This window comes from Glaciecola punicea (genome assembly GCF_001756615.1).
In the GTDB taxonomy this organism is placed as follows: domain Bacteria; phylum Pseudomonadota; class Gammaproteobacteria; order Enterobacterales; family Alteromonadaceae; genus Glaciecola; species Glaciecola punicea.
This window is the reverse complement of the sequence record NZ_LZXY01000001.1, coordinates 462,989-489,047: the sequence shown is the minus strand read 5'-3', so window position 1 is coordinate 489,047 and position 26,059 is coordinate 462,989. Positions and strand designations below refer to the sequence as shown.

24 protein-coding genes and 1 tRNA gene are annotated in these 26,059 nt (G+C 42.4%); 7 read left to right on the top strand and 18 right to left on the bottom strand.

Annotated elements, in window-relative coordinates:
* Window positions 1–962 (bottom strand): transglycosylase SLT domain-containing protein (locus tag BAE46_RS02215; RefSeq protein WP_171901000.1); only part of this gene is annotated, 962 nt, incomplete at its 3' end.
* 60 nt (window positions 963–1,022) lie between these two features.
* Window positions 1,023–1,799: a hydroxyacylglutathione hydrolase gene (gene gloB, locus BAE46_RS02210; protein ID WP_006004193.1), complete on the bottom strand. Its 777-nt coding sequence runs from the start codon at window positions 1,797–1,799 to the stop codon at window positions 1,023–1,025.
* A 120-nt stretch (window positions 1,800–1,919) separates the two neighbouring features.
* Between gloB and BAE46_RS02205 the strand changes: the two genes are divergently transcribed.
* Entirely contained in the window at window positions 1,920–2,681 is a 762-nt protein-coding gene (locus BAE46_RS02205; protein WP_006004192.1) for a class I SAM-dependent methyltransferase, read from the top strand.
* Between the two features lie 117 nt (window positions 2,682–2,798).
* Here the strand turns inward: BAE46_RS02205 and metG are convergent, their stop codons facing one another.
* Entirely contained in the window at window positions 2,799–4,868 is a 2,070-nt protein-coding gene (gene metG / locus BAE46_RS02200) for a methionine--tRNA ligase (protein ID WP_070111648.1), read from the bottom strand.
* 137 nt (window positions 4,869–5,005) lie between these two features.
* On the opposite strand from metG, the gene apbC reads away from it, so the two are divergent.
* The 4 genes from apbC (at window position 5,006) to BAE46_RS02180 (ending at window position 7,950) form a co-directional block, all read left to right on the top strand.
* Complete coding sequence (gene apbC, locus BAE46_RS02195) at window positions 5,006–6,094, top strand: iron-sulfur cluster carrier protein ApbC (protein ID WP_006004190.1); 1,089 nt, start codon at window positions 5,006–5,008, stop codon at window positions 6,092–6,094.
* Window positions 6,095–6,125: 31 nt separating this feature from the next.
* The gene (gene dcd, locus BAE46_RS02190) at window positions 6,126–6,710 is read left to right on the top strand and encodes a dCTP deaminase (protein WP_006004189.1); all 585 of its coding nucleotides are present in this window, start codon (window positions 6,126–6,128) and stop codon (window positions 6,708–6,710) included.
* Between the two features lie 59 nt (window positions 6,711–6,769).
* Window positions 6,770–7,681 (top strand): metallophosphoesterase, encoded by a 912-nt coding sequence (locus BAE46_RS02185; RefSeq protein WP_006004188.1) that lies wholly within the window; start codon window positions 6,770–6,772, stop codon window positions 7,679–7,681.
* A gap of 192 nt (window positions 7,682–7,873) precedes the next feature.
* Window positions 7,874–7,950 (top strand) — tRNA-Pro (locus BAE46_RS02180).
* A 168-nt stretch (window positions 7,951–8,118) separates the two neighbouring features.
* On the opposite strand, the gene BAE46_RS14225 is transcribed toward BAE46_RS02180, so the two are convergent.
* Window positions 8,119–8,244 (bottom strand): diguanylate cyclase domain-containing protein, encoded by a 126-nt coding sequence (locus tag BAE46_RS14225; RefSeq protein ID WP_006004187.1) that lies wholly within the window; start codon window positions 8,242–8,244, stop codon window positions 8,119–8,121.
* A gap of 154 nt (window positions 8,245–8,398) precedes the next feature.
* On the opposite strand from BAE46_RS14225, the gene BAE46_RS02175 reads away from it, so the two are divergent.
* Window positions 8,399–9,250 (top strand): crotonase/enoyl-CoA hydratase family protein, encoded by an 852-nt coding sequence (locus tag BAE46_RS02175; RefSeq protein WP_040520346.1) that lies wholly within the window; start codon window positions 8,399–8,401, stop codon window positions 9,248–9,250.
* Window positions 9,251–9,340: 90 nt separating this feature from the next.
* Here the strand turns inward: BAE46_RS02175 and trhA are convergent, their stop codons facing one another.
* The 14 genes from trhA to leuS form a co-directional block, all read right to left on the bottom strand.
* On the bottom strand, window positions 9,341–9,994 hold the full coding sequence (gene trhA / locus BAE46_RS02170; protein WP_070111647.1) for a PAQR family membrane homeostasis protein TrhA: 654 nt from the start codon (window positions 9,992–9,994) through the stop codon (window positions 9,341–9,343).
* Window positions 9,995–10,001: 7 nt separating this feature from the next.
* On the bottom strand, window positions 10,002–10,964 hold the full coding sequence (gene lipA / locus BAE46_RS02165; protein ID WP_040520345.1) for a lipoyl synthase: 963 nt from the start codon (window positions 10,962–10,964) through the stop codon (window positions 10,002–10,004).
* Window positions 10,957–11,661 (bottom strand): lipoyl(octanoyl) transferase LipB, encoded by a 705-nt coding sequence (gene lipB, locus BAE46_RS02160; protein ID WP_141567223.1) that lies wholly within the window; start codon window positions 11,659–11,661, stop codon window positions 10,957–10,959. Before lipB ends, lipA begins: the two co-directional genes overlap by 8 nt.
* A 48-nt stretch (window positions 11,662–11,709) precedes the next feature.
* On the bottom strand, window positions 11,710–11,973 hold the full coding sequence (gene ybeD / locus BAE46_RS02155; RefSeq protein WP_006004182.1) for a DUF493 family protein YbeD: 264 nt from the start codon (window positions 11,971–11,973) through the stop codon (window positions 11,710–11,712).
* A 2-nt stretch (window positions 11,974–11,975) separates the two neighbouring features.
* Window positions 11,976–13,127, bottom strand: a complete 1,152-nt coding sequence (locus BAE46_RS02150) for a D-alanyl-D-alanine carboxypeptidase family protein (RefSeq protein ID WP_070111646.1) — start codon at window positions 13,125–13,127, stop codon at window positions 11,976–11,978.
* Between the two features lie 209 nt (window positions 13,128–13,336).
* Entirely contained in the window at window positions 13,337–14,197 is an 861-nt protein-coding gene (locus BAE46_RS02145) for a septal ring lytic transglycosylase RlpA family protein (RefSeq protein WP_006004180.1), read from the bottom strand.
* Between the two features lie 179 nt (window positions 14,198–14,376).
* Entirely contained in the window at window positions 14,377–15,492 is a 1,116-nt protein-coding gene (rodA, locus tag BAE46_RS02140; RefSeq protein WP_006004178.1) for a rod shape-determining protein RodA, read from the bottom strand.
* 4 nt (window positions 15,493–15,496) lie between these two features.
* The gene (gene mrdA / locus BAE46_RS02135; RefSeq protein WP_070111645.1) at window positions 15,497–17,446 is read right to left on the bottom strand and encodes a penicillin-binding protein 2; all 1,950 of its coding nucleotides are present in this window, start codon (window positions 17,444–17,446) and stop codon (window positions 15,497–15,499) included.
* 3 nt (window positions 17,447–17,449) lie between these two features.
* Window positions 17,450–17,920 carry a 23S rRNA (pseudouridine(1915)-N(3))-methyltransferase RlmH gene (gene rlmH, locus BAE46_RS02130; RefSeq protein ID WP_006004176.1) on the bottom strand — a complete coding sequence of 157 codons (471 nt, stop codon included), beginning with the start codon at window positions 17,918–17,920 and terminating at the stop codon, window positions 17,450–17,452.
* A 60-nt stretch (window positions 17,921–17,980) separates the two neighbouring features.
* On the bottom strand, window positions 17,981–18,298 hold the full coding sequence (gene rsfS / locus BAE46_RS02125) for a ribosome silencing factor (protein ID WP_006004175.1): 318 nt from the start codon (window positions 18,296–18,298) through the stop codon (window positions 17,981–17,983).
* Window positions 18,299–18,310: 12 nt separating this feature from the next.
* Window positions 18,311–19,105 (bottom strand): nicotinate (nicotinamide) nucleotide adenylyltransferase, encoded by a 795-nt coding sequence (gene nadD, locus BAE46_RS02120; protein ID WP_006004174.1) that lies wholly within the window; start codon window positions 19,103–19,105, stop codon window positions 18,311–18,313.
* Complete coding sequence (gene holA, locus BAE46_RS02115) at window positions 19,098–20,132, bottom strand: DNA polymerase III subunit delta (protein WP_006004173.1); 1,035 nt, start codon at window positions 20,130–20,132, stop codon at window positions 19,098–19,100. Before holA ends, nadD begins: the two co-directional genes overlap by 8 nt.
* Entirely contained in the window at window positions 20,133–20,738 is a 606-nt protein-coding gene (locus BAE46_RS02110) for an LPS-assembly lipoprotein LptE (RefSeq protein WP_141567222.1), read from the bottom strand.
* A gap of 19 nt (window positions 20,739–20,757) precedes the next feature.
* Window positions 20,758–23,394 (bottom strand): leucine--tRNA ligase, encoded by a 2,637-nt coding sequence (leuS, locus tag BAE46_RS02105; protein WP_006004171.1) that lies wholly within the window; start codon window positions 23,392–23,394, stop codon window positions 20,758–20,760.
* A gap of 243 nt (window positions 23,395–23,637) precedes the next feature.
* On the opposite strand from leuS, the gene BAE46_RS02100 reads away from it, so the two are divergent.
* Window positions 23,638–26,058 (top strand): Lon protease family protein, encoded by a 2,421-nt coding sequence (locus BAE46_RS02100; RefSeq protein ID WP_070111644.1) that lies wholly within the window; start codon window positions 23,638–23,640, stop codon window positions 26,056–26,058.
* Window position 26,059 lies beyond the last annotated feature (1 nt).

The following is a 26,059-nucleotide window of genomic DNA, read 5'->3' as shown; positions in this document are numbered from 1 at the left end:
TTAGCCATGCGTGCCGCTACCGCTAAATCTATTTGTGAGCTCACATCAACGATTTCTACAACGGGTGCATTAGCAATTTTGGGCCAGCTAAAATTATATTCGTCCTGACTCTTTAAAATATCGGCCAATGCAAGCAATTTAGGCACATAAGCACGGGTTTCTCGGGGTAAGTCAAGCGACCAAAAGTCGGTTGGTTTGCCTGCGCGCTTGTTTTTCTTGATGGCACGCATTACTCTGCCTTCACCACTGTTGTAGGCGGCTAATGCGTGCAGCCAATCACCGTCAAACATATCGTTTAGGTAGCGCAGGTACTTTATAGCCCCTTCAGTAGATGCTATTACATCGCGGCGTCCGTCATACCACCACGTTTGTTTCATGCCAAAACGCTTGCCTGTACTGGGAATAAATTGCCACATGCCCGATGCTCTGCCGTGCGAATAAGCAAAAGGGTCAAAGGCACTTTCAACGATGGGCAATAGAGCCAACTCCATGGGCATGTTTTCTTGTTCAAGTCGTTGGGTAATGTGGTAAAGAAAGGGACGGGCGCGTTTTGACACTCTTTGCATATAGGCGGGATGGCGCAAATACCAATTTTTTTGAGCGTCTAATCTGGGCTGATTTTGGGGAATTGGCAACGTCATTTGATATTGAATTTTTTCCCACAGATCATTCAGCGTATTAGGATCGATCGGATCTGGCTGCTCAAGCGCTATGTCAACTTCTTGCGTGAGATGAATCACTTTTATAACACCGTCTGACTGGGTTTCACAGTCTTGTAAATGGCCTGCATTTTGATCTGAAGAATTAAGCTCACCGGAACAAGGCAGCAGATTGTCGATAATAAGTTCGTTCACTTCACCAATAGTGTCTTGGACGTCCTCGTATTCTTTTTCAATCACTAGAGGGTTAACAGAGCAAGCGCTAAGCGCGATAACAAGACCAACAGGCAATATAAACTTCATAACTTCCTTTTTCACTAATAAGGTTGAAAACTGACAGGCTTAGACTGGGTTTACATTACATTAAAAATTGTCTTTTAATTCTCGTAATTTAGCAAAGGTGCCTATTTGTGTCGTCAAAGCGCTATTTTCGCTATAATTTTCAAAAATTGTTTTTCTGATAGCGTTGCTATGACAGCGCAGAAACGGATTAATTTCACGTTCTTTGCCAATTGTGCTAGGTAAGGTAATTTTATTTTGTTGTCGTTGAGCGTTTACCCATTTTGAATAGCGGTTTAATTCGCTGTTGGTGCCATCAACGCTGAGCGCAAACGCTAAATTGGCTTGGGTGTATTCGTGAGTGCAATATACTTTTGTGCGGCTAGGTAAGGCGGCTAGTTTTTGCAACGACGTGTGAAACACGTCTGGAGTTCCTTCAAACATTCGACCGCAGCCGCCTGAAAATAGGGTGTCGCCACAAAACAAGAAGTCTTCGTGTACGTATACAATATGGTCAAGCGTGTGTCCTGGCGTCGCCAAGATAGTAAAGGTAATGTCAAAGGCTTTTATGTGGAGTGTGTCACTGTCTTGGAGCGTGTAATTAATGCCTGTAATGGTCGGATTGTTAGGGCCATATACTTTAGCCTTTGGAAAAGCGGCTGTTAATGCAGCAATGCCGCCAGTATGATCAAAATGATGATGCGTTATTAAAATGCAATCTAACGTAAGCTGATGCGCTTTTAAAAAAGCAACAACAGGCTTAGCGTCACCGGGGTCAACCACCAAAGCATGCGTATTGTTGTGCAGCGCCCAAATATAATTATCGGTAAACGCTTTTATAGATGAAATTTGATAAGTCATGGTATAGTTTTCGTTCACGTAAAAGAGACTTGTGATAATATCACAAAAGCAACAAAACGTTCACTTCCTTGCTTTTGTGTAAGCCAGCCTTAATTTACGACACGTCACTGGAGATAGTACATGATAATGCGTTCGGCACGCACAGATATCCAACCCGATTATCCAAAACAGTGGCAACAACTAAGCCAAGGAGAACTTGCGCGCGACGAATTAGAAAAAGCACTCGAGCCTATTGTAGCGCGTATTTTTGGCTATTATTTGGTAAAAATTGGCAGCTTAAGTAGCCAAATTAGCCTACCTACCTGCACTATTAAAAATCAATTCAGTTGCGCGCCGCATGCTAATCAGCACAATAGTTTGTATGCAAAATCCTCAAGCTTACCGTTTCAAAATAACAGTATTGACGCATTTGTGATTTTGGCTGAACTAGATTTTGCGCAAGACCCTCACCAAATTATTCGGGAAATTGACCGCGCCATTACGGTCGATGGCAGGGTGGTAATTGCGGGTTTTAATCCTTTTAGTATTGCTGGTGTGCTAAAATATATGCCCATTAACCGCAAAAACATTTTACATCAAGGCCGTTTTTTTACCGCATCTCGTATTAAAGACTGGCTGGCCTTACTGAATTTTGAAATTGTTCAGCAAGAAAATCTTGTATATTCTTCTCTTTTTATGCAAAAGCAATTTAACAGTCAAAGCCCCGTGCAAAAATTCTGCAAACGTTATCTACCTTGGTTTTCGTCTATGTATATTATTGAAGCCAGAAAGCGTGAGATGCCGTTGACGCCGATAAAACCGGTTTGGCAGGTCAAGCATAAGTTTAGTACTTCGCCTATTGTGGCTAGAAACTCACAGTCATCTTTTAAGAAGGCAAATTAGCCTTATATATCTGGTTTAGTTTTATTACGCAGGACCCAGCATAGGGTAGTTTTTAAAGGTTTTAAGAACGACGAGATGTGCGCGGCCAGTTCAGATGTCCGCGCATTTTTATGAGAGCTATTTTACACGCATGCCTGGCGTTGCGCCTTCATGTGGCTCTAATAAATAAATATCTTCGCCGCCAGGACCTGCTGCCAACACCATACCTTCAGACATACCAAAGCGCATTTTACGCGCTGCCAAGTTAGCCACCATAACAGTGTGTTTACCGATAAGCTCTTGCGCATTATATGCCGATTTTATACCGGCAAATACTTGCCTTGTTTCGTTACCAATATCAAGCTCTAAGCGTAATAATTTGTCCGCTTTTTCGACCGCTTCAGCATGTACAATCTTGGCAATTCTAAAATCAATTTTGGCAAAATCTTCGAAGCTTATAGTGTCGGCTATTGGCTCAATTTCAGCCAAGCGCTCATCGGCAATGACTATGTTAGCGTTTTCTTCACTAGTCTGTGCTTTACTTATGTCTTTAGTGACTTGCAGATTTTCTTTAGAAGCCTCTACTATAGCCGCAACCTTATCAGCATCAACGCGCTGGATCATAGCCTTAAACTTATTAATGCTGTGACCTAGCTTAACATCCTGTATGGCGTCCCAGGTGAACTTGTCGTTCAAAAAAGCCTGCGCATCAAGCGACAGTTTCGGCAGTACAGGTGTTAAATAAATCATCAGTATTCTGAATAAATGAATACCCATAGAGCACACGTCATGCGTGAAATCGTGTTTGTTTTCGTCTTTAATGGTTACCCATGGTGCTTGCATATCTATGTATTGATTGGCTTTATCTGCTAGGGCCATAATGTCGCGTATTGCTTTATGGTATTGTAGCGACTCAATCGCCTGCGCAATAGACACATGGGCCTGCTGAAACTCAGCTAATAATTGCTCATTTTGTATTCTATGCGATAACTTGCCAGCAAACTTTTTGGTAATGAAACCTGCACAGCGAGAGGCAATGTTTACCACTTTTCCAACTAGGTCAGAGTTTACCTTTTGCACAAAATCTTTAAAGTTCAAGTCTATATCGCTTGCACTGTCGTTAAGCTTACTGGCGTAGTAATAGCGTAAATATTCAGGCTGCAAATGATCTAAGAAAGTGCGACCTTTAATAAATGTGCCCTTAGACTTAGACATCTTAGCGCCGTTAACCGTCACGAATCCATGAATGTTTACGCCTGTGGGCTTTCTAAAGCCTGCGCCTTCAAGCATTGCAGGCCAAAACAAGCAATGGAAATAGGCGATGTCTTTACCAATAAAGTGATATAGCTCGGTGTCGTTGCCGGTCTGCCAAAACTCTTTGTCATTTATACCGCGTTTGTCTGCATAGTTTTTGAAACTGGCCATGTAGCCCACCGGCGCGTCTACCCACACATAGAAGAACTTGCCAGGCGCATTGGGTATTTCGAAACCAAAATAAGGCGCGTCTCGGCTAATATCCCACTGCTGCAAGCCTTGCTCAAACCATTCTTCTAGCTTATTCGCCATTTCGTTTTTTATCGCGCCTGAGCGAATCCATTCTTTCAGCATGGCCTCAAATTTAGGCAGGTCAAAGAAGTAATGCTCGGAGTCTTTTAATATGGGCGAAGCCCCCGACATCACTGAACGCGGGTTTTTAACCTGGGTTGGGTCATAGGTCGCCCCACAGGCATCGCAGCTATCGCCGTTTTGGTCTTCACTGCCGCATTTAGGGCAGGTGCCTTTAACAAAACGATCGGGCAAAAACATTTGTTTTATGGGATCAAACAGCTGGCTTATAGTGCGTTTTGAAATATAACCACTATCATTTAAACGATTATACACTAGCTCACAAAGCTCTTTATTTTCGTCTGAATGCGTTATGTAATAATTGTCGTAATCCACCAAGAAATCTTGTAAATCTTGATGATGTTCAGCGCGCGTTTTGGTCACTAACTCTTCAGGAGATATGCCTAGCTCTTGGGCTTTTAACATTACCGGCGTGCCGTGGGCATCGTCGGCGCACACGCTATAGCACTGGTGGCCTCGCAGGCGCTGAAAACGGACCCAAATATCGGTTTGTATATGCTCTAATAAATGGCCTAAATGAATAGAACCGTTTGCATATGGCAGTGCACTGGTAACCAGTATGCGGCGTGGATTAGATTGCATGAAGTAGGCTATCCTCGGGAGTTATTAATAAAATTGGCACAAATGGTAGCCGAAACTCATATTATTTGCACCTTGAATTAGGCATAATTGTGCCTAATATATAGTATGGTAGCTTATTAATATTAAAAGTGGGTCAATTGAAATTTTTTAGTCGCTCTAAAGCAACATCATCAAGTCAAATTTCGGTCTCGGTAATCTCACATTTAGGCAAAATATTTCATTCTACTAAGCCTGAATTATTTCAGGTAAAGGTTAATGACAAGCAAGTAGACATTTATTTTCCCTTCGTAATCGACGCCGTGTGGGATGAAGTTAAAAGCACGCTAGCACAGAAGCTTGGACCTGATATGGTGTTTTCAAAATACTATAATGTGCCGATTTTTAGCGCTCAAAAGCCACCGCTTCCTAATATTAAAAATATTATTGCGGTGTCGTCAGGCAAAGGTGGTGTTGGGAAATCAGCTAGCGCGGTAAATTTAGCCTTAGCGCTTAAAAGGCAAGGTGCACGCGTTGGTATCTTAGACGCCGATATTTATGGGCCATCGGTGCCCATTATGCTGGGTACTCAAAATGAAAATCCAAACAGCCCTGACAATAAGACAATGTTGCCTATAATGGCGCACGGACTGGCGTCCAATTCAATTGGCTATTTAGTTAAAAGCGATCATGCGTCTATTTGGCGCGGGCCAATGGCAAGTAAAGCGCTTAATCAGCTATTAACGCAAACAAAGTGGCCTATGCTCGACTATTTGATTGTAGATATGCCGCCAGGCACCGGCGATATTCAGCTCACGATGTGCCAACAGTTGCCGTTAACAGCAGCGGTAGTGGTGACCACGCCGCAAGATCTTGCTCTGTCTGATGCAGCGAAAGGCATTGCTATGTTCGAAAAGCTAAATATTCCTGTTCTAGGTTTAATTGAAAACATGAGCTATTTTGAGTGCGGGCATTGCCATAAAAGAACAACAATTTTTGGCGAAAAGGGCGCGCAGAAGCTCAGTGATAAATATGCACTGCCTATGCTAGCAAAAGTGCCGTTAAACCCAATAATTCGCGAATATGCCGACGCCGGCCGTTCACTCATAGACGAACAAAGTGACCATGACATATCCATAATTTACCAGCAGGCGGCAATGGATATAACCCGCTATTTGTGTGAAGAGGCCGAGGTATTGCCCGTGGCAGCTAATATGGCGTCGAGTATAGAAATTACAAAGCTAGACTAAATTTAACCCTTAACAATAAGAAGATACATGCATGCGACTTTGCGACAAAGACATTAAGAAATATATTGCCAGCGGTGAAATTGTCATTCTGCCCGAGCCTGCACAAAACAGTATTAGTGGCGTAACGGTGGATGTAAGACTGGGTAATAAATTCAGGGTATTTGAGGAGTATCAAGCACCATACATAGACTTGAGCGGACCTAAAGAAGCTGTGCAGGCCGCACTTGACAGTGTAATGAGTGATGAAATTGAAATTGCTGACGATAAGTCATTTTTTTTGCATCCTGGTGAACTGGCGATTGCGGTTACGCATGAGTCTATTACGCTGCCAGGTAATATGGTGGGTTGGCTAGATGGACGCTCATCCTTAGCACGTTTGGGCTTAATGGTGCACGTAACCGCGCATAGAATTGATCCTGGTTGGTCTGGGAACATAGTGCTTGAGTTTTTCAACTCAGGTAAATTACCGCTAGCCCTTAAGCCTAAAATGAAAATTGGTGCTTTGAGTTTTGAAACGCTGTCTGATCACGCTGAAACACCTTACAACGCACGTTTTGATGCAAAGTATAAAGGCCAAGACGGCGCAGTGGCGAGCCGCATAGGAGCGGATGATTAATAATTGTATTCGTGTGATTAGCAAGATTAGTTTGCCTGAAATAGTGAGCGTGTCAGTTTATGTATGATTTAGTTGGAGATATACACGGTTTTAGTGAACCTTTTGTAGTATTGCTCAAAAAGTTAGGCTACGCTGAAATCGAGGGCGTTTGGCAACACCCAACGCGTATTCTTATATCCTTAGGTGATTTAGTTGACCGCGGTCCCGGGCAAAAAGAAGTCGTGGATATTTTGAAGAATATGCAGCAAAACGGCAAGGCAATTGTGATTATGGGCAATCACGAGTTTTATGCTATTGGCTGGCATTTAAAAGGCTCTAATGGTAAACCTTTACGCCCGCATTCTGATAAAAACTATAGCGAACATCGCGCTTTTTTAGAGCAAGCTTCACATGGATCTCCTTGGTATGTTGACGCTATCGACTGGTTTAAAACGCTACCTCTGTTCTTTGAAAACGATTCTATCCGTTGCATCCATGCGGCTTGGCATGAAGACCACCTTTTACGCTTAAAAGAATACACACACGAAAATGGCGTGATAAAAGACGAGGTATGGAGAGATCCTAGCGCGGTTGAGTTGCGGTTTTATAAGTCCTTAGAATATTGTCTTAATGGCCCCAAAATAGACTTACCCAAAGGTGCATTCTTTATTGACTCGAACAATCGAAAACGGTCAAAAGTCCGGTTGAAGTGGTGGGATTTAACTGAGAATCCAACCTACCGAAGTGCCTGCACATCGGTGCCTAATCCCCAGCAGTTGCCAGATGAGCCTATTGCGCTGTCTTCACTGCCCATGATCCACGGCAACAAGCCTATTTTCTTTGGTCACTATTGGATGCAGGGTACACCTGAACTTATGAAAGATAATATTGCCTGTTTGGACTGGTCAGTGGTGCAAAAAGACGGCTGTCTTGCTGCCTATCGTTTTGATGGGGAGCAAGTGTTAGACACGAATAAGCTAGTGTGGGTTTAATTATCCATTTAATCCCCGCGTTTATCGTTCAATTAAGCATAATTATAAGACGAACTGGCGCTAACTATATGGGGTAATGGCGCAGAATAAACGGAGTAATATGTGAATTTGCATAAATACTAGACTATCAAGCAAGTTTTGTTATAAAAGAGTAGATATTTAAGTGTATATCCATATAATATGTCGCTCGGTCGGTGTGTGGCGCAGCTTGGTAGCGCACTTCGCTGGGGGTGAAGGGGTCGTAGGTTCGAATCCTATCACACCGACCATTAATTACACTTCTACAGTATCAAATTACACTCAATTTCTACCTGATTTTTATCTATTATACATGCATGATCGACGCGCGCGATGGCTCCGGTTAAACCTTCTTGTTTATTAAGCTCACATACTCCTGTGCTAGTGGTAATATTTACGTCTTCGCCAATAATACAAGGCTAATTGAAGCTCAGAAATACTGAGCGTATTCGTTCAGCGCTAAGCTTGGCGTCGCTACTACCTGAGTCGGGCAGTATGATTAAAAACTCTTCACCTTCCCAACGGGTAATCAAGTCATGTGGCATCTATTAAGTGCCCAGTGAGTGGTTTAGTTGTCGCCAGCCCTCGTAACTCTTTTTGTGCTCTGCGCACCATTCCTATATAGTAAAACGAAAGGTAACTGAACATCAAAAATACTACATTTTATTGCTTTTTACACCATACATTTGGAACTTCTCTATGTCTAACACTGTAAGCTTTGAAAAATACACGACATTTTCGATCACTATTAACGAACAAATCGCTCACCTTCAGCTTAATCGCCCGAAGGAGCTAAATAGTATGAATGCTGCTTTTTGGACTGAATTGCCAGAAGCCGTCAACGCAATAGACAGAGCCTCAATGGCCAGAGTAATAGTTATTTCGTCCACCGGTAAGCATTTTAGTGCAGGTATGGATTTAGCCGTATTTCAAAACATGGGGGCTAGCTATGCAGGCGAACCAGCGCGGCGTGCTGAAAAATCGAGACGACATATTTTACAGTTACAAAATGCTTTTAATGCCTTAGAAGACGCACGGATTCCAGTTTTAGCGGCCCTGCAGGGCGGTGTGATTGGCGGTGCTGTAGACATGATTAGTGCGTGTGATATGCGCTACTGCACACAAGATGCGTTTTTTTGTATCAAGGAAACTGAAATAGGCATGACCGCCGATGTTGGCACGCTTCAAAGGTTACCGAAGTTAATTCCTGAGGGTTTAGTGCGTGAATTGGCCTACACGGGTAGAAATATGATGAGCGAAGAAGCAAAGTCCTGTGGCTTGGTAAACCATGTTTACGCCGACCAGAAAAGCCTGCTGGCTGGAGTGATGAAAATTGCTAAAACAATTGCGGGCCATTCTCCACTCGCGGTTGCCGGCTGTAAGGAAATGATTAACTATACTCGCGACCACAGCGTGAATGATAGCTTGAATTACATGGCTACATGGCAAAGCGGTATGTTACAAATGCCCGATGTAATGGAAGCCATGGCGGCTACTAAGGAAAAGCGAAAGCCGGTGTTTGAGAACTTATTACCCATAGATTCTTTGTAGCGTAGTCAGCTCGTTTATTTTTATAAAAGGATACAGTCAATACAAAAAGTGCCTTATTAAACATGGGCGTGCCACATTGTGGAAGGCTGCTTATAAAACAAAACCGTAAATAGCTGCAAAGTGACAAGCAGCGCCTGCTACTACACTAAAATGCCAAAGTGAATGAGAGTAGTGTCTACTTTTTAACAGATACAAAGGAATGCCCGCGCTATAACACAAACCGCCAACGATCAGTAATGTAAAGCCGGCGCAGCTTAATGATAAGTATATAGGGTAAATAAGCAGTAAGGCTAGCCAGCCCATTATTGCGTAGGTAATAATTGATAATTTGGGGAACTTATGACCGAAATAGAGCTTAAAAAAAATGCCCGTAAATCCGACTGACCATACTACCCCTAGACCAATTAGGGCAGAAGTGCTGCCAACGCCTAGTGCTAAGAAGGGCGTGTAAGTTCCTGCTATTAAGAGGTAAATAGCCATATGGTCGAGTTTTCTTAGCACCACTTTAGTATTGACCTCAACGCTGCTATGATAAAGCGTTGAGGTCAAAAACATCAGGGCTAAGCTAATCCCATAAATGAGCACCACTGATACTTCTAGTGGGCTTTGTGCTTTGAGAAACAAAGCTAAAACACCAGCTAGAGCAAGCAAAAAACCTGCGCCGTGGGACAGCGCGTTTAGCTTTTCCTCACCAATGGAGTATGCATTACTAGCAATTTCCCGAGCCGATTTTTTAGGGAGCACAAAGACCCTATCTTACTTCTATACCTTCTGCTTGCTTGTCAGCATGATAGCTAGAGCGAACCATCGGGCCACATGCTGCATGTGTAAACCCAATTTTCTTGGCATAAACGCCTAAGGCATCAAACTCAACCGGTGGTACATAACGTTTAACCGGATAGTGGTGAGCACTAGGTTGTAAGTACTGTCCAAGAGTGAGCATGTTTACATCATGCGTTCGTAAATCGTCTAGCACTATTTGCATTTCATCGTTTTCTTCACCCATTCCCATCATTAATCCTGATTTAGTGGGAATATGCGGATGCTGTTGCTTGAATTTCTTTAATAAATCCAAAGACCACTGATAATTTGCGCCTGGTCTACACTCTCTGTAAAGACGCGGGATGGTTTCTAAATTATGGTTAAATACGTCTGGTACGCCATTCTTAAATATCTCTAATGCACGGTCCATACGCCCACGAAAATCTGGCACTAGCACTTCAATTTTGGTGCTTGGGCTGTGTTCACGTATTGCATTTATACAATCTACGAAGTGCTGTGCTCCGCCGTCTCTCAGATCATCACGGTCAACCGATGTTATGACCACATACGACAGCCCCATTTCGGCGATAGTAGTGGCCAGTTTTAACGGCTCTTCTGCACTGGGCGGTAGTGGTTTTCCGTGACCAACATCACAAAAGGGACAGCGTCTTGTGCAAATGTCACCTAAAATCATGAACGTGGCGGTGCCATTGTTGAAGCATTCTGCAAGGTTTGGACAACTTGCCTCTTCGCATACCGAATGCAGTTTGTTTTTTCGTAAGGTCTTTTTAATATGATCGATGCGATCAGTTCTTGACGGTAACTTTACCTTTATCCACGAGGGCTTACGTAGCATTTCAGCTTTTTGCGTTGGCATTATCGTAATGGGGATATGTTTAACTTTATCTTCGTCTCGAAGTTTAACACCTGCTTGGGGGCGCATATTACTCATCAAAACCTTCTTTATATCGTAGTGGGTGAATGTCTAATAACTTGCAAAAATGTATAACGACCAAATGTTTGGCTTCGCGAATGGTGTTCACTGCATTAACATTTTTACTGTTTATCATTTCAAGTCCGGCGTATCCGCAAGGATTAATTCGTTGAAATGGCGATAAGTCCATATCTACATTAAGCGCTAATCCGTGAAAAGAGCAGCCTTTGCGTATCCGTAGTCCTACTGAACAAATCTTTTTTTCGTCAACGTATACCCCAGGTGCATCTTTTTTTGCATATGCAACAACACCGAATTCGGCCAATGTTAACACGATACACTGTTCAAGTGCAGTCACTAGCTGCCTCACGCCTAGCTTACGCCTTCTTATGTCCAATAATATGTACATCATTAGCTGACCAGGCCCATGATAAGTGACTTGTCCGCCCCTATCAACGGGTACTACGGGTATGTCCCCTGGATTTATAATGTGCTCTTGTTTACCTGCTTGACCTTGCGTAAATACGGGGAAATGTTCGCCCAGCCAAATCTCATCAAGATCATTGGCGTTTCTGGAATCGGTAAAGTGCTGCATTCTTAGCCATACTGGGGTGTATAACTGTAAACCTATGTCTCGCACTATAAGTGATTCAGTTGCTACACTATTTTTGTCAGCATTATGATCATTGCCAGCTTTAGCAATTAATGCTGTCATTTTATGATCCACAAAAACACTGACTATCATTACTACAGTTCATGATTATTATAATACTACCTTGACTAATTCTAATTTAGACAGCTCAATGTAAATAGTTTCCATATGTTCTTTACTAGTTACTTTTATGGCTATTGAGAGTGCATGATAAGTGCCTTTGCTACTGGGCCTTATTGTTGGAGCGTAGTCTCCCGGCGCTAAGGTTTGCAGTCGTGAAATTACCTGTGTTGGCAATTCCTCGTGAGCAATGCCCATTACTTTAAACGTTTGCATACAGGGAAAATCTAATAACTCATCAAATTTTGTTTCCATGGTTATTCTAATCCTAGCTGTAAGTTAATCCAATCCATTGCTTTACTAAAAAAGGTACCTTCTTGAATTTCTTCCAAGGTTACCAATGGGTAGGTGGCAATTGTTTCACCGTCGAGAGTAAGGCTGAGTAGGCCAACCTCGGTGCCTTTTTCCATAGGCGCTTCTAGCACTGAGGTAAGCTCGAAACTGGCGCTTAGCTGATCAGCTTGACCTCTAGGTACCGTCATTGAAGTGGACTGATTAATGCCTAAATTAACGGTTTCTTTACTGCCCATGTATATACGGTGGTTTGCAAAAATATGATTCGGTTGAAATGGCACTATTGATTCGTAAAAACGAAAACCATAGCGCAATAGTTTTTTATTTTCAGCTTTGCGTGAACGCTCACTGTCGGTGCCCATCACAACGGACACTAAGCGCATGTTACCTTGGGTTGCTGAGGTAATTAAACTGTAGCCTGAGTCTGAGGTATGGCCTGTTTTTATACCGTCTACATTCAAGCTCCTGTCCCACAGTAAGCTGTTACGATTAAACTGCTTTATACCGTTGTAAGTAAATTCTCTTTCGCTATAAATTTTATACATTTCAGGCGTTTCTCTAATGAGGGCAGATGAAAGCGTTGCCATATCTCGTGGAGAGGTGAAATGGTCGGCATCGTGAAGGCCATGGCTATTGACAAAGTTTGTTGCACTCATGCCTAAATTTTGAGCATGCGCGTTCATCATACTGGCGAACGCAGATTCGCTCCCTGCTATATGTTCCGCAATGGCCACGCAGGCGTCGTTGCCAGACTGCACGACTATGCCCATTAGCAGGTCGCTTACTGATACTTGAGTACCTACTTCGATAAACATTTTCGAAGAGTCTGGGAATTTCTTTGCCCATGCTTTTTCAGAAATAGTGACCATATCGGTCAAGCTTATGTTGCCTGCTTGTAATTCTTTACCAACCACATAAATCGTCATTATTTTAGTGAGGCTTGCAGGCGCTAAACGTTGGTCTATGTTTTTCTCGGCAATGATGTGCCCGGTGTTGTGATCAAGCAGCAAAAAACCACCCGCATCGACTGTGGGCGGAGGCGGTATGACTATTGCCGCAGTAGTGGTCATAGTCATAAAAAAGGTAAATAAACCTGCTAAAACTGTAAAGCGCATAATTTTCCTGAAAGTGGCGATGGATTATCTATTGGAGTTTAGGAAATAAAGGTCTGTGTTATTTCCAATGTTTTAAAGGCTGATGTGCCTTCACATTAGAAATGCAATAAAACACGTTTCGTGGTCTATTCAGACATATATAATCTTTATTTTACCTGCTTTACATGTAATGTCGACATACAAGCGCTAAAAGACCCCAGAAATAGGCCTTACGGCATCACTTGTATAGTAAAAGCCTGCTCGAAACCTATTTTCTTTAACTCTTGGATGATATTTTGGGCCTTTTGTTCAGTTTCTAGAGGACCTAATTGTAATCTATATATATTTGCAATTTTAGGCACAACGTTAGGGACCTGCAAAAGACTGGACAGACTGCTTGCAAACTCTCTAATTTTATCACCGTTTTCCATTGCCATAACCTGTACAAATAGGCTTTGAGGTATAGGTTGGGGGGCTGAATTTTGCGCAAGCAGCGTTTTTTCAGATAGCTTCTTTTGAGCAGAGCGTTTGGCCAGTAATTCTCCATTTTCAAACACATAAAGCTGTGGGCTCGAACCAATTCGTATTTCTCCCGCTTCATTCACGTCTAATACTTCCATTTTTACATCGGCTACACCGTATTTATGGTAGCCTAATTTTTTGGCGGCGCCATACGATAAATCAATAATGCGGGTGCCATGAAAAGGGCCTCTGTCGTTAACTCTAACGATAGCAGACTTGCCATTTTTAACATTGGTCACTCTTACAAAAGAGGGCAGTGGCAGTGTTTTATGCGCGGCTGTTAGAGCAAACATATCGAATATTTCGCCATTTGCGGTTTTATGTCCATGGAATTTTAAGCCATACCATGAGGCACCACCGGTTTCTTCAAAACCAATTGCGCTTGCCATGGGGTAATATTTTTCACCAAATACGTAGTAAGGACGGCTAGTCCACGTGTTGTGTGGCTCTAAGGTGGGTATAATGGCATCATAAACTATTTCACCATAGTCGAAACTTGGTGCTGTATCTTGTGTTATCGCATAACGACTTTCAGGAGCACTAGAGCAGCCGCTAAGCAGTAACAACATGCTGACGCAAGTAAGTAAAAGTATATAGAGAGAGTTCGGTGGCAAATTTCTTACCTTATTTCTATTAGATAATGTCATTTTATTATTATCGTCAATGCATTGAACATTATGTTTGTGCAGACTCAGGCTTTTTTAAATTTAGGCGCAAAAAAGTGTTAACAACTCAAACATCCATTAGCCTAGCGCGATAATAACCGTTTTTGGGTGCTTATGGCCATTAAAATACCAAATCCAGCCATTAAGGTAACCATTGAGGTTCCGCCATAGCTTATTAGCGGTAAAGGCACTCCTACAACAGGCAATAAACCTGACACCATTCCCATATTAACAAATACATAGACAAAAAATGTCAATGTAATACTGCCGGCTAAGAGCTTACTAAAATTATTTTGTGCTCGGTTTGCTATGTATAAACCTCTCATAATAATGCACATGTACATTACTAATAATCCTATTATGCCAATAAGCCCAAACTCTTCACTGTACACGGAAAATATAAAATCGGTGTGGCGCTCTGGCAAGAACTCTAGCTGTGACTGAGTCCCTTGCAGCCAACCCTTTCCGTCAACCCCACCAGAACCAATGGCAATTTTAGATTGAATAATATGATAGCCCGATCCAAGTGGATCACTCTCAGGATCTAGAAAAGTAATAACACGCTGCTTCTGGTAATCCTTCATTAAGAAAAACCACATAATAGGCGCAAACAAGCCGCCTAATAAACCAATCAAAGATATTATTCGCCACCTCATTCCTGATAAAAATAGCACAAAAATGCCGCTTGCAGATACCAATAAAGATGTGCCCAAGTCGGGTTGCTTGGCGATTAGAATAGTGGGGATAAACACTAGAACAAAACCCACAAATATGTCTCTAACACTCGCAGGAATGCTGTTGCGACTTATAAACCAGGCAATCATCATTGGCATAGCAAGCTTCATTATTTCTGAAGGTTGAAACCTGAGTACACCTAAATCGAGCCAGCGTTGTGCTCCTTTGCCAACGACACCGAAAAAAAGTACACCCAGTAGCATGAGAATGCCGACAATATAAAAATAAATCGACACCCGCTGGTAGACTAGAATAGGCAGTTGAGCAAGCCCTATCATAATGGTGATACCCACGCCTAAGCGAAGCAATTGTCTTTGTACTAAATCCCAGTCCTGTCCGCCCGATGAATATATAGTCAGTAGCCCTATAAACATTAAGCATAAAAGTGAAAGTAGCAAAAAGCCATCAATATGAATGCGCTCAAGGAAACTTTGCTTATTTGTGGTGAAATTAGTTTTTTTCATGAAACTAAGGGCTACTCTGATGACTACTTGGCGTTAATGATATGCCTATTACTTTTATTTTAGCGGCATTTTTTTGCGCTAAGGCCATTTCACGCGCAGGCCTTAATTCGTCAAAGTAATAATCCATTACGTTACGTGCTAACGGGGCAGCATGTGAACTGCCGCCGCCTGCATTTTCGATTGCAACCGCCATACTAATTTGCGGGTTATCAAAAGGTGCATACCCTATATACATGGCATTATCAAGCAGATATTCGTGCACATTTTCTTCATCATATTCTTCGTCTTGTGCAACCGTAAAAAGTTGCGCTGTGCCTGTTTTACCTGCCGACACATAACTGGTTTTTCTAAACGCTGTTCGGGCGGTTCCATTTTCACGATTAACAGTGCCATATAGGGCATCTAGTACAATGTCCCAATTTTCTTCATTGTTGATCACAAGCGGCGGCTTTTGCTCGATGGCAACATTTTCAATGCTCCCGTCTATTAAGTAGCCTTTAAGTAAAGTGGGCGTAAAGCGTTTGCCGCGGTTGACCAATATGTTCAAAGAATTCGCAATTTGGATAGGCGTTGCGTTCCAATAACCTTGGCCAATACCCACCGATATAGTGTCGCCAATGTACCATGATTCATTAAACGTTGCGCGTTTCCAACCGCGGCTAGGCAATATTGCTCTGGATTCTTCATAAAGGTCTAGGCCGGTGAAGTTGCCGAAACCAAATTCCCCCATGCGTTCATGAATGCTATCTATGCCTAGTTTATAAGCAAGTTCATAATAAAAAGTATCACATGATACTTCGATCGCTTTGGTCACATCTACCGTCCCATGGCCTTGCCTTTTCCAATCTCGCCAAATGTGGGCTACATTTCTAAGTTTAAAAAAGCCGCGATCTTGGATTTCAGTTTCAGGCGTTATGACGCCTTCTTCAAGTCCGATGAGTGCCAAGTGGGGTTTTATTAATGAGGCAGGCGGGTAAAGGCCTTGGGTGGCTCTATTTAGTAAAGGGCTGTAACGTGAGTTGAGTAATTTTGAATATTCGGTTTGACTGATGCCGTGCACAAACATATTTGGGTCGTAGCTGGGGCTTGAGTAAAGTGCCAATACGCCGCCGGTTTTTACATCGGTAATAATGACTGAGCCACGGCGTCCTGCCATCTCTTGTTGTGCTTTTTGCTGCAGTTTAATATCTATATTAAGCACAATATCCTTGCCAGGTTCAGGAGGTTCGAAGTCAAGTACTCTAATTATGCGTCCTTTATTATTCACCTCAACCTGCTGATACCCAACGCGCCCATGCAATTTGGATTCATGAAATTTTTCCACGCCTTGCTTACCAATATCGTGCGTGGCTGCGTAGTTTGCTTCTTGTCCTTGATCTTTAAGTTTGGCTAAGTCTCTTTTATTTATGCGCGATACATACCCCAGCATATGGGTAAGGGTATCTTTAAAAGGATAGTAGCGCGACAGTCTTGCCTTAATATCAATGCCGGGGAACCTATGCTGATTAGCCGAAAACAGTGCTACTTCCTCATGCGTAAGCTGCCTGCGTATCGAAACAGGTTTGAACCTTCGCTGACGTAGTTTATCTTTTTCAAAGCGTGCAATTTCGTCTGGCGTTATTGCCATTAGCTCAGTTAGTTGGGCTAGGGTTTGTTCGAGGTTATCAACTTCTTCGGGGATTATTTCTAGACTAAACACAGATTTGTTTTCCGCTAAAATAACGCCATTGCGGTCGTAAATGAGACCTCTGTTGGGCGCAACAGGCAAAACCTTAATTCTGTTACCATTTGACTGTGTTTGATACTCCAAATGTTTATTTACTTGGAGGTCGTATAGATTAATCAACAATAAGGACATTAAGCCAAAAACGAATATCGCAGAGAAAAAGGCACGACGGGCAAATAAGTTTGCCTCTGCGCTATGATCTCTTATTGTTTGTCTTGCTTTCGCCATTTATTATTCTCGATGATAAGGATGGTTTTGTGTCAGCGACCACGCTCGATAAAGTGCTTCAGCAACGATAACTCTTACTAAGGGATGAGGCAGAGTCAAGGGCGATAGTGACCATAATTGGTCAGCTATGTCGCGACACTTATCTGATAGACCTTCAGGACCACCAATCAATAAACTTATATTCCTACCATCCATTTTCCAATGGTTGATTTGTGTAGCAAGCTTTGCAGTATCCCAAGGCTTGCCGAGTACTTCTAAAGCGACTATCCGATTGCCTTTAGCTACCGCAGCAATACATTTTTCTCCTTCTGTTTCTTTAATCTTCAATATATTAACTGTTTTTCCACGCTTAAAAGGCGGTATTTCAGAAAAGCTTACTGAAAACTCAGATGGGAAACGACGTAAATACTCGTTAGTACCTTCGACCACCCACGTGGGCATTTTGTTCCCGACAGCGATTATTTGCACGTTCATGTAAATGTGCCCAATTTAATGCCTTAATGTAAGCATATTCATGAAAGCTCGATTACTTAGTTACTGCCAAAGTTTTTCTAACTGATAAAAATCTCTGGTTTCGTCTTGCATAACGTGCAAAACGATGTCGCCCAGATCAACTAATACCCATTCACCTTGGGCTTTACCTTCTACGCTCAAGGGTGCATGCCTAGCCTGTTTGCACTCAACGATAACGTTTTCTGCTATTGCTGATACATGGCGTTTAGACGTGCCTGAACAAATTACTAAAGTGTCAGTAACACTTGATTTTCCCGTTACGTCAATAACCGTAATATTTTTAGCTTTCATATCATCTACTTTATCAATGACAAAATTTGTAAACTCTTGTTGATTCAATACTATTCCTACTTAATTATTATATAGCTTATGCACACTGATATAGTTAAGGATAGCAGTGGGCAGCATATTGCTAATGTCTTTACCGGCTTTTATATGTTGCCTAATATGAGTAGACGACAGGGGTAAAATTTGGTTTTTTATGAACCATAGTTTGCCTATGGCTGAAGTTTCTATTATATCCTTAAAAGCATCATAATTAATACATTGCGTACCATTTTCAGCAGTAGCTAGTGTTGATAATAGAAATATCTTAAGGTTTTTATCAATATCAGGGCCTACAATGTGCTCAAACTCCTGCTTTGATGTGTAAAAGTTATACAGTTTTGATGCCATTTTGCTTGACACTTCGCCGTCGGTTGCTTTCGTCGAATTAGAGGCGTCAAGCGGTGAGCGTTGCATAACAATAATATGGCAAAAATCGAATAGCTGTTGCCAACGCTCCCACAAATGAAGTGTAAGCAGTGAATCTAGCCCAATGATAAAAACAATTGGCTGTGCAGGGTTCTGCTCCTTAAGGTAACTGAGGGTATCGATAGTATAGCTAACCTCGGCACGAGAAAACTCGGTCAAATCAAGCGAAAATCTAGCGTCTATGTCACATAACAATTGAGTCATCGCAATGCGATGTTCTGCGCTGGTCACCTCTTTTTTAAATACCGGCACGTTTGCCGGCAGGAGCGATATAGTGGATAGGCCAGCAATATCAGCAATTTCTGTTAACGGCAATAAGTGACCAAAATGAGGCGGATCGAAAGTGCCGCCAAAAAGCGCATTTATAGCGGGTTTGTTGATATTCTTATCCATTAACTAAACTAAAATCAGGCATATGCGTGGGCATAAATAACAGTGCAAGGTGGCTTAATATTACATAGGGTTTTGCAATATAAGCCGACTTAAACATAATGTCGGCTTGACTTAACTGTTCATTAATTGCGTGCATATGCGCCGGCGTTAATCGCGCTACGGCTGCTTGATACAAGGCTTGTTTACTGGCCCAAATTCTTAATGATTTATAATCGATATGACCCTGCATAGACTGCATGTTTAAAAGCTTAGTAATGGTTTGCGCTTCATTAACGATGCTCCATAAAATAATAACCGGCTCAATGCCTTCATCTTCTAGACAAATTAGCATTTTCACTGCTTTTTGCATGTCCCCACGCAACACTTCATCGGTAAACTGAAATGTAGAATAGCGTGACTGCTGGGTCATTGTGTTGGCAATATCATTGGTCTCTATAACGTGCTGGGGAGGAAACTGTAGGCCTAATTTTTCAAGCTCCTGACGACCTGCCATCAGGTTACCTTCGCATAAGTCAGCTACCATACTTAATGCGTCCTGTGAAATATATAAATTCAGCTTATTCGCGCGCGCTGACAGCCACTTTTGTAACTGACTGTGGGCTAAATCATAAACGTGTAAAAACCAACCTTGGTTAGCTAACGCGCTAAACCACTTTGTTTTTTGAACATCTTTACCCGCTTTTGGGCCATGTATCAATAGCATCACGTCGGGTGAGATTACCTTAGTTATTTCGAGAAATTGCTTAGCTGCAACGGCACCGGGTTTTGACGATAATAAGGTAAGCTCTATGTACTGTTTATCAGCAAATAATGACATACTTTGTATTGCGTCTATTAGATGTGCCCATTCAAAATCGCTGTCTAAAGTAAAGCTCACGCGTTCGTCAAACCCTGATTGTTTTGCTTTAGCCCGCACCGCATCGATAATATCCAATTTTTGCTGTGGTTCGTCGCCAAACACCAGTATGAAGGGGGGAATAGGGTCTGCGTCTAGGTGACGTTGTAAATCGTATGTTTGGATTTGCACTTAATCTTCTCTTTTTCTAATTAAGGGCGTCGTTGGCTTTTTTACAACTTGCTTGTTTGTGCTTACTATTGAGCGGTTATATTGACTAGACAGCAAGCGAATGATGCGGTCGGCTGACTCTACACGTAGTTCACTAAGCACTAGATTAAGCTCACGCGATTTAGCCAGTATTTGATCAGGATCGTCTTGGTATTCGCGTGACACTGTTAGCGTATTATCAATAGGTAGTTTGTTGGGAAAAGTCACCGTATATTTGACAGAGTACACCAGATCATATTCAGCAACTTGACCAGAACTAAATACTGACAACAAACGCCGCTCAAATTGTTCTGGCTGAAGTTGAATTACCACGGTTTTACCAAGCATAGCCGAGTCAACTGAAGCGCTAGGAGTAATGACACCTGTCAATTGGTATACAGGCAGTCTTTTCTGTAAGGCTCTTGAAAGCCCAGAGTATTGAAAAGGTGCAATAATGCCGACCTGTGTTAAGTTTTCGGGTAATGCTTGAGATCCGCGTAACGTGAACCCGCAGCCAGCAACAATGGCAATACAACTGCTAAAAGTAATTAACTTTATCCATGTGCTGAGTCGTTTATTCACGCGCATATCCTTTTTCACCATGGTCTTAATTGGCTACTATGTTGACTAACTTGCCAGGAATAATGATGACTTTTCGTAGTTGTTTACCCTGCGTAAAAGGCGCCACGTTTTCATGTTTAAGCGCAAGTGCTTCAAGTAAGGCTTTATCTATATTGGCGGCCACAGTAAGCTTGGCGCGTAGCTTGCCGTTTACCTGTACTACGATAAGTTTTTCGTCTTCCACTAAAGCGCGTTCATCACATACTGGCCATACGGCTGTTTGTAATTCACCGGGGCATTGCATTTGCGTATACAAACTCTCGCAGATATGCGGTGTTACGGGATTAAGCATTTTAATCATGGCGACTATGGCTTCGTGCATTATTGCATGGTCAATTGCATCATTCACTTCAAATTTTTGCAGGTAGTTAAGCAGTTCCATCATTTTGGCAATGGCAGTATTGAAGGTTTGACGACGTAAAACATCATCGCTCACTTTTAGGATGGCACTGTGCAGTTCAAATCGACATGCTTTTTGCACTTTGGATAAGTTTTTATATGAATAATCAATGGCACTGCCGGTAAATAATTCGCTTTGCACATGCTGTGTGGCCAAGCGATAAAAGCGGCGCAGGAATCTATTAGCGCCGTCTACCGCAGACTCTGTCCATTCTAGGTCTTGCTCAGGCGGCGCCGCAAACATGGTGTATAAACGGATAGTATCAGCGCCGTATAAATCTATGACTTTTTGTGGATCAATACCGTTGTTTTTTGACTTTGACATTTTTATCATGCCGGCGTGCTCCACCGACTCGTGGCTGCTAGTGACGAGCGCGCTTATAATTCTGCCTTTGTCGTCTTTTTCAATGCTTAGATCATCTGGTTTGTGCCAAGTCACTTTGCCGCTTGCATCTTTGGTGAAAAACGCATTAGCGAGCACCATGCCTTGACAAAGTAAGCGTTTAAAGGGCTCATCGCTGTTAACTAAGCCTTCGTCGCGCAATAGTTTATGAAAAAAACGTGAATATAATAGATGCAGAATAGCATGCTCAATACCGCCAATGTATTGGTCGGCAGGCAGCCAATAGTTTGCTTCTTCAGGGTTTAACATAGCGTCGCTAGGCGCTGATGTGTAGCGAGCATAATACCAAGACGACTCCATAAAGGTGTCAAAAGTGTCGGTTTCGCGCGTCATGGGAATGCCGTTATGGGTTGTTTTTGCCCATTGGGGATCAGCTTTTATTGGCGATATTACGCCATCCATAATTACATCGGTAGGCAAAATTACAGGCAAGTCTTCTACATTAACGGCGTGAGAGTTACCTTGCTCATCGTTAACAATAGGAATAGGTGTACCCCAATAGCGTTGGCGTGAAACACCCCAGTCGCGTAAGCGATATTTAACTGCCTTTTTACCGTAACCCAGCGCGCCTAGTTTGTCTGCAATTGCATTAAAACCATCCTCAAAACTTAATGCGCTATATTCAGCAGAATTAATCAGCGTATTTTTCTCAGTATAGGCAGACTCATTTATATCAGTTCCTGCGTGCTCTTCTTTAAAAGCAACCACCTGTAAGATCGGAAGTTTGTATTTAGTTGCAAATTCCCAATCGCGCTGATCGTGGGCCGGCACCGACATTACGGCGCCCGAGCCATAGCTCATTAGTACGAAGTTAGCAATCCATATGGGCAAATGCTCACCGGTTAAAGGATGTATGGCAAAAAGGCCTGTCGGCATGCCTTTTTTCTCCATGGTAGCCAGCTCAGCTTCTGTAGTTTTGGTGTTTTTGCACTCATCAATAAATGCTGCCATAGCGCTATTTGATTCGCTTAACTCTTGCGCAATAGGATGCGCCGCTGCAATGGCTAGATAGCTGACACCATATAAGGTGTCAGGGCGTGTGGTGTAAACCTCAAGCTGGTTCATTCCTGCACTTGGTGTGAATAAATCGAAGGTAACATCAACGCCCTGGGAACGGCCTATCCAGTTTCGTTGAGCGGTTTTTACCTGCGCTGGCCATTCATCTAGTTTGTCTAAGTCGTCAAGTAGTTCATCCGCGTAATCGGTGATCTTAATAAACCACTGCGGGATTTCTTTTTGTTCAACAACCGCGCCCGAGCGCCAACCTTTTCCGTCTACTACCTGTTCGTTTGCCAGTACCGTCTGGTCTACAGGGTCCCAATTAACGGTAGCGTTCTTTTTATACACAAGGCCTTTGTTAAATAGGCGCGTAAAAAACCACTGCTCCCATTTATAATACTCAGGTTTACACGTGGTGACTTCACGGCGCCAGTCATAGCCAAAGCCTAAGGCTTGAAGCTGCTCTTTCATGTAACCAATATTGTCTAATGTCCACTGTGCAGGTGCGCTATTATTATTCAAGGCGGCGTTTTCTGCCGGCAAACCAAACGCATCCCATCCCATGGGCTGAAGTACATTTTTACCCTGCATACGCTCAAAACGGCTTACAACATCGCCTATGGTGTAGTTTCTAACATGCCCCATATGTAATCGTCCGCTAGGGTAGGGGAACATGCACAAGCAGTAGAATTTTTCTTGATCGGGCTTAACCTCAACCTCGAATACTTTGTTATTAAGCCAGTGCAGCTGTGCATTCGCTTCTATCTCTTTTGGGTTATATTCATGTTGTGATGAGGGTAAATTGACTTCAGCGTTTGACATTGAAACAGAATTCTCGCATGGTAATTATTATAAAATAAAGTTTATTAGAATAGCCTGTAATGCTAGCTTTCGACAAGGACATACTGACTAAAAAGAGAGATTTTATGGATATTTTCACTCAAAGCTCCTCAGTTTTATTTTTGCATATGTGACAACGCTAAAAATCCTGTACACTAGCAGGGTGCCAAAGTGGTCTAAAACACAAAATACGTATGCCATACTCCCTAGGATAAAAAATATAAAGTGACAGTCTTAACTCCTGCCGAAACAAGTGCTACAGAACGTAAAAAACTTGCTCTTTTACCCAGTCAATTAAGCGTTGATGTGCCCTTGTCTATGATAGCGCAAGCAATAGAGGCGAATATAAAAAGCAGCTCTCTTATTGGCCAACAAAGAGCAAAAGACGCTCTGTCGTTTGGATTAGGTGTTGATGCTGCGGGTTACAACCTATACGTAATGGGCGAACAGGCTACCGGTCGTTTTACCCTTGTTAACGACTATATTACTGCGATAAAAAAACCAAAATATCCAGTGCTTGATTGGTGTTACTTAAACAATCTTGAGGCTGAACGTGAGCCAATGGCCTTATCGCTGGCAGCGGGGGAAAGTAAGCGTTTGGTCAAGGATATAGAAACGTTGATAGACGAAATAATGGCCACCTTTCCAGCGGTATTCGAAAACCCAAGTTTTCAGCGTAAAAAAGGAGCAATAACGCGTCATTTTGATCAAAAATATGACAGTGCAATTGACCAAGTAGAAAAAATAGCCTTATCGCGAAGTGTTGCTTTAGTGGAAGACGGAAATAACATAACGTTTTCGCCTATTATAGACGGGAAACCTCTAAACGATGGTGAATTTACCAGCAAAACCGATATCGATCGTCAGCATTATTACGATGTTATAGATGGTCTAGAAGTACACTTAAGCGAAGCTTTACTTGAATTGCCTGCTTGGCAACGTGCAAGTGTTGAACAACAAAAAGCGCTTAAGCAAGAAACAGTAGAGCAAGGCATCCGTCCACTTCTAAAAGCCTTGGAACAAAAATATGTTGGTAATATAGCCATTTTGAAATATTGTCAGCAGTTAAAGAAGCATTTGATTGAAACGGTAATTAAAGTGTTGTCGGGTGACGACAAAGACGACAAGGGCAATGAATTTGATAAACGTGCATTATTTGTAGACACATATCTACCAAACGTACTAGTGGCTAACAAGGCTTGTGATATTGTGCCTTTAATTTATGAGCCTAATCCAAATTATCAAAACCTGTTTGGTAAAATCGAATACACAAGCGTACAGGGAAGTATATATACAAATTACCAAATGATAACTGCTGGTGCTTTACACCGAGCTAATGCAGGATACTTGTTGCTTGATGCTGAGAAACTATTGGATCATCCTCACGTTTGGGAGGCCCTTAAGCTTGCCCTCAAGTTTGAGCAAATACGCCTAGAACTGCCTCAGCAAGACCTTGCAATGGTTAACAACATCACTCAAATCCCGCAGCCTATACCGCTCAAGGTAAAACTCATATTATTAGGCTCTAGCGAACTTTATTATACCTTACAAGAATATGACCCAGAATTTTCAGAACTGGTCAGAGTACTGGTCGATTTTGATCATGAAATAGATCTTACCCAAGAGAATATAAATCATTTTGTAACGCGCTTAAGGCAGCAAGTGGCCAATATAGGCTTAAGCGATATTAATCATGACGCAATAGCTTTTTGCATTCGTTATAGCTTACGTCAAGGAGAGCATCAAAGTAAGCTAAGCGCCAAATTTGCAGACGTAATTGAATTATTAAATGAAGCTCATTATTTTTGCCGCCTGGCTAATAATGAGATACTAACAAGAGCACATATAGAATATGCCTTAAAAGCGAAAAAATACCGCTCAGGTCGTGTAAGCGATACGTTTTTACTCGACATTGAGGAAGGCCATGTTCTCATTTCTACTGCAGGTAAGGCTGTCGGGACTGTTAATGGCTTAACCGTACTAGAAGTTGGGGATACTGCATTTGGTACACCCGCACGTGTAACTGCGTCGGTGTACGCAGGTTCAAGTGGTGTGGTAGATATTGAAAGAGAAGTAGAACTTGGACAGTCTATTCATTCTAAGGGAGTATTACTATTAACCGGTTATTTGGGTAATAAGTATGCTAAGACGTTTCCGCTTACCTTAAGTGCAAACATTGCATTGGAGCAGTCATATGGTTATATAGATGGTGACAGCGCGTCATTGGCAGAACTGCTTGCGCTCATATCCTCTTTGACCGATATTGGGCTTGAACAAGGTATTGCCATAACCGGCTCTATTAACCAGTTGGGCGAGGTACAAGCGGTTGGCGGCATAAATGAAAAGATTGAAGGATATTTTACTTTATGTGCAAATCGCGGCCTAACAGGAGAGCAGGGCGTTGTTATTCCAAAATCGAACCACGTTAACCTTATGCTGAGCGACGAGGTTATAGCAGCAGTTGAAAATGGTTTGTTCACAATCTATGCGGTGAGTGATGTAGACCAAGCTATCTGCGTAACAATGAAACAGACGGCAGGTAAGCTAAGTTCCCGCGGTACCTATCCTAAAAATACCGTACATAGCATGGCGATTTCTAGGCTCTTTGCCATTTCAAACGTGGTAAACGGCATGACCGATGAGTAGT

Excerpts from the sequence above, each read along its gene's own strand:
- nadD (WP_006004174.1), bottom strand. The coding sequence starts at position 19,105 with ATGGATAAGAATATCAACAAACCCGCTATAAATGCGCTTTTTGGCGGC.
- BAE46_RS02110 (WP_141567222.1), bottom strand. The coding sequence starts at position 20,738 with ATGCGCGTGAATAAACGACTCAGCACATGGATAAAGTTAATTACTTTT.
- BAE46_RS02205 (WP_006004192.1), top strand. The coding sequence starts at position 1,920 with ATGATAATGCGTTCGGCACGCACAGATATCCAACCCGATTATCCAAAA.
- metG (WP_070111648.1), bottom strand. The coding sequence starts at position 4,868 with ATGCAATCTAATCCACGCCGCATACTGGTTACCAGTGCACTGCCATAT.
- ybeD (WP_006004182.1), bottom strand. The coding sequence starts at position 11,973 with ATGGAAACAAAATTTGATGAGTTATTAGATTTTCCCTGTATGCAAACG.
- BAE46_RS02150 (WP_070111646.1), bottom strand. The coding sequence starts at position 13,127 with ATGCGCTTTACAGTTTTAGCAGGTTTATTTACCTTTTTTATGACTATG.
- lipB (WP_141567223.1), bottom strand. The coding sequence starts at position 11,661 with ATGACAGCATTAATTGCTAAAGCTGGCAATGATCATAATGCTGACAAA.
- lipA (WP_040520345.1), bottom strand. The coding sequence starts at position 10,964 with ATGAGTAATATGCGCCCCCAAGCAGGTGTTAAACTTCGAGACGAAGAT.
- BAE46_RS02145 (WP_006004180.1), bottom strand. The coding sequence starts at position 14,197 with ATGTTGTTACTGCTTAGCGGCTGCTCTAGTGCTCCTGAAAGTCGTTAT.
- rlmH (WP_006004176.1), bottom strand. The coding sequence starts at position 17,920 with ATGAACGTGCAAATAATCGCTGTCGGGAACAAAATGCCCACGTGGGTG.
- mrdA (WP_070111645.1), bottom strand. The coding sequence starts at position 17,446 with ATGGCGAAAGCAAGACAAACAATAAGAGATCATAGCGCAGAGGCAAAC.
- gloB (WP_006004193.1), bottom strand. The coding sequence starts at position 1,799 with ATGACTTATCAAATTTCATCTATAAAAGCGTTTACCGATAATTATATT.
- BAE46_RS02175 (WP_040520346.1), top strand. The coding sequence starts at position 8,399 with ATGTCTAACACTGTAAGCTTTGAAAAATACACGACATTTTCGATCACT.
- leuS (WP_006004171.1), bottom strand. The coding sequence starts at position 23,394 with ATGTCAAACGCTGAAGTCAATTTACCCTCATCACAACATGAATATAAC.
- dcd (WP_006004189.1), top strand. The coding sequence starts at position 6,126 with ATGCGACTTTGCGACAAAGACATTAAGAAATATATTGCCAGCGGTGAA.
- rodA (WP_006004178.1), bottom strand. The coding sequence starts at position 15,492 with ATGAAAAAAACTAATTTCACCACAAATAAGCAAAGTTTCCTTGAGCGC.
- BAE46_RS02185 (WP_006004188.1), top strand. The coding sequence starts at position 6,770 with ATGTATGATTTAGTTGGAGATATACACGGTTTTAGTGAACCTTTTGTA.
- BAE46_RS14225 (WP_006004187.1), bottom strand. The coding sequence starts at position 8,244 with ATGCCACATGACTTGATTACCCGTTGGGAAGGTGAAGAGTTTTTAATC.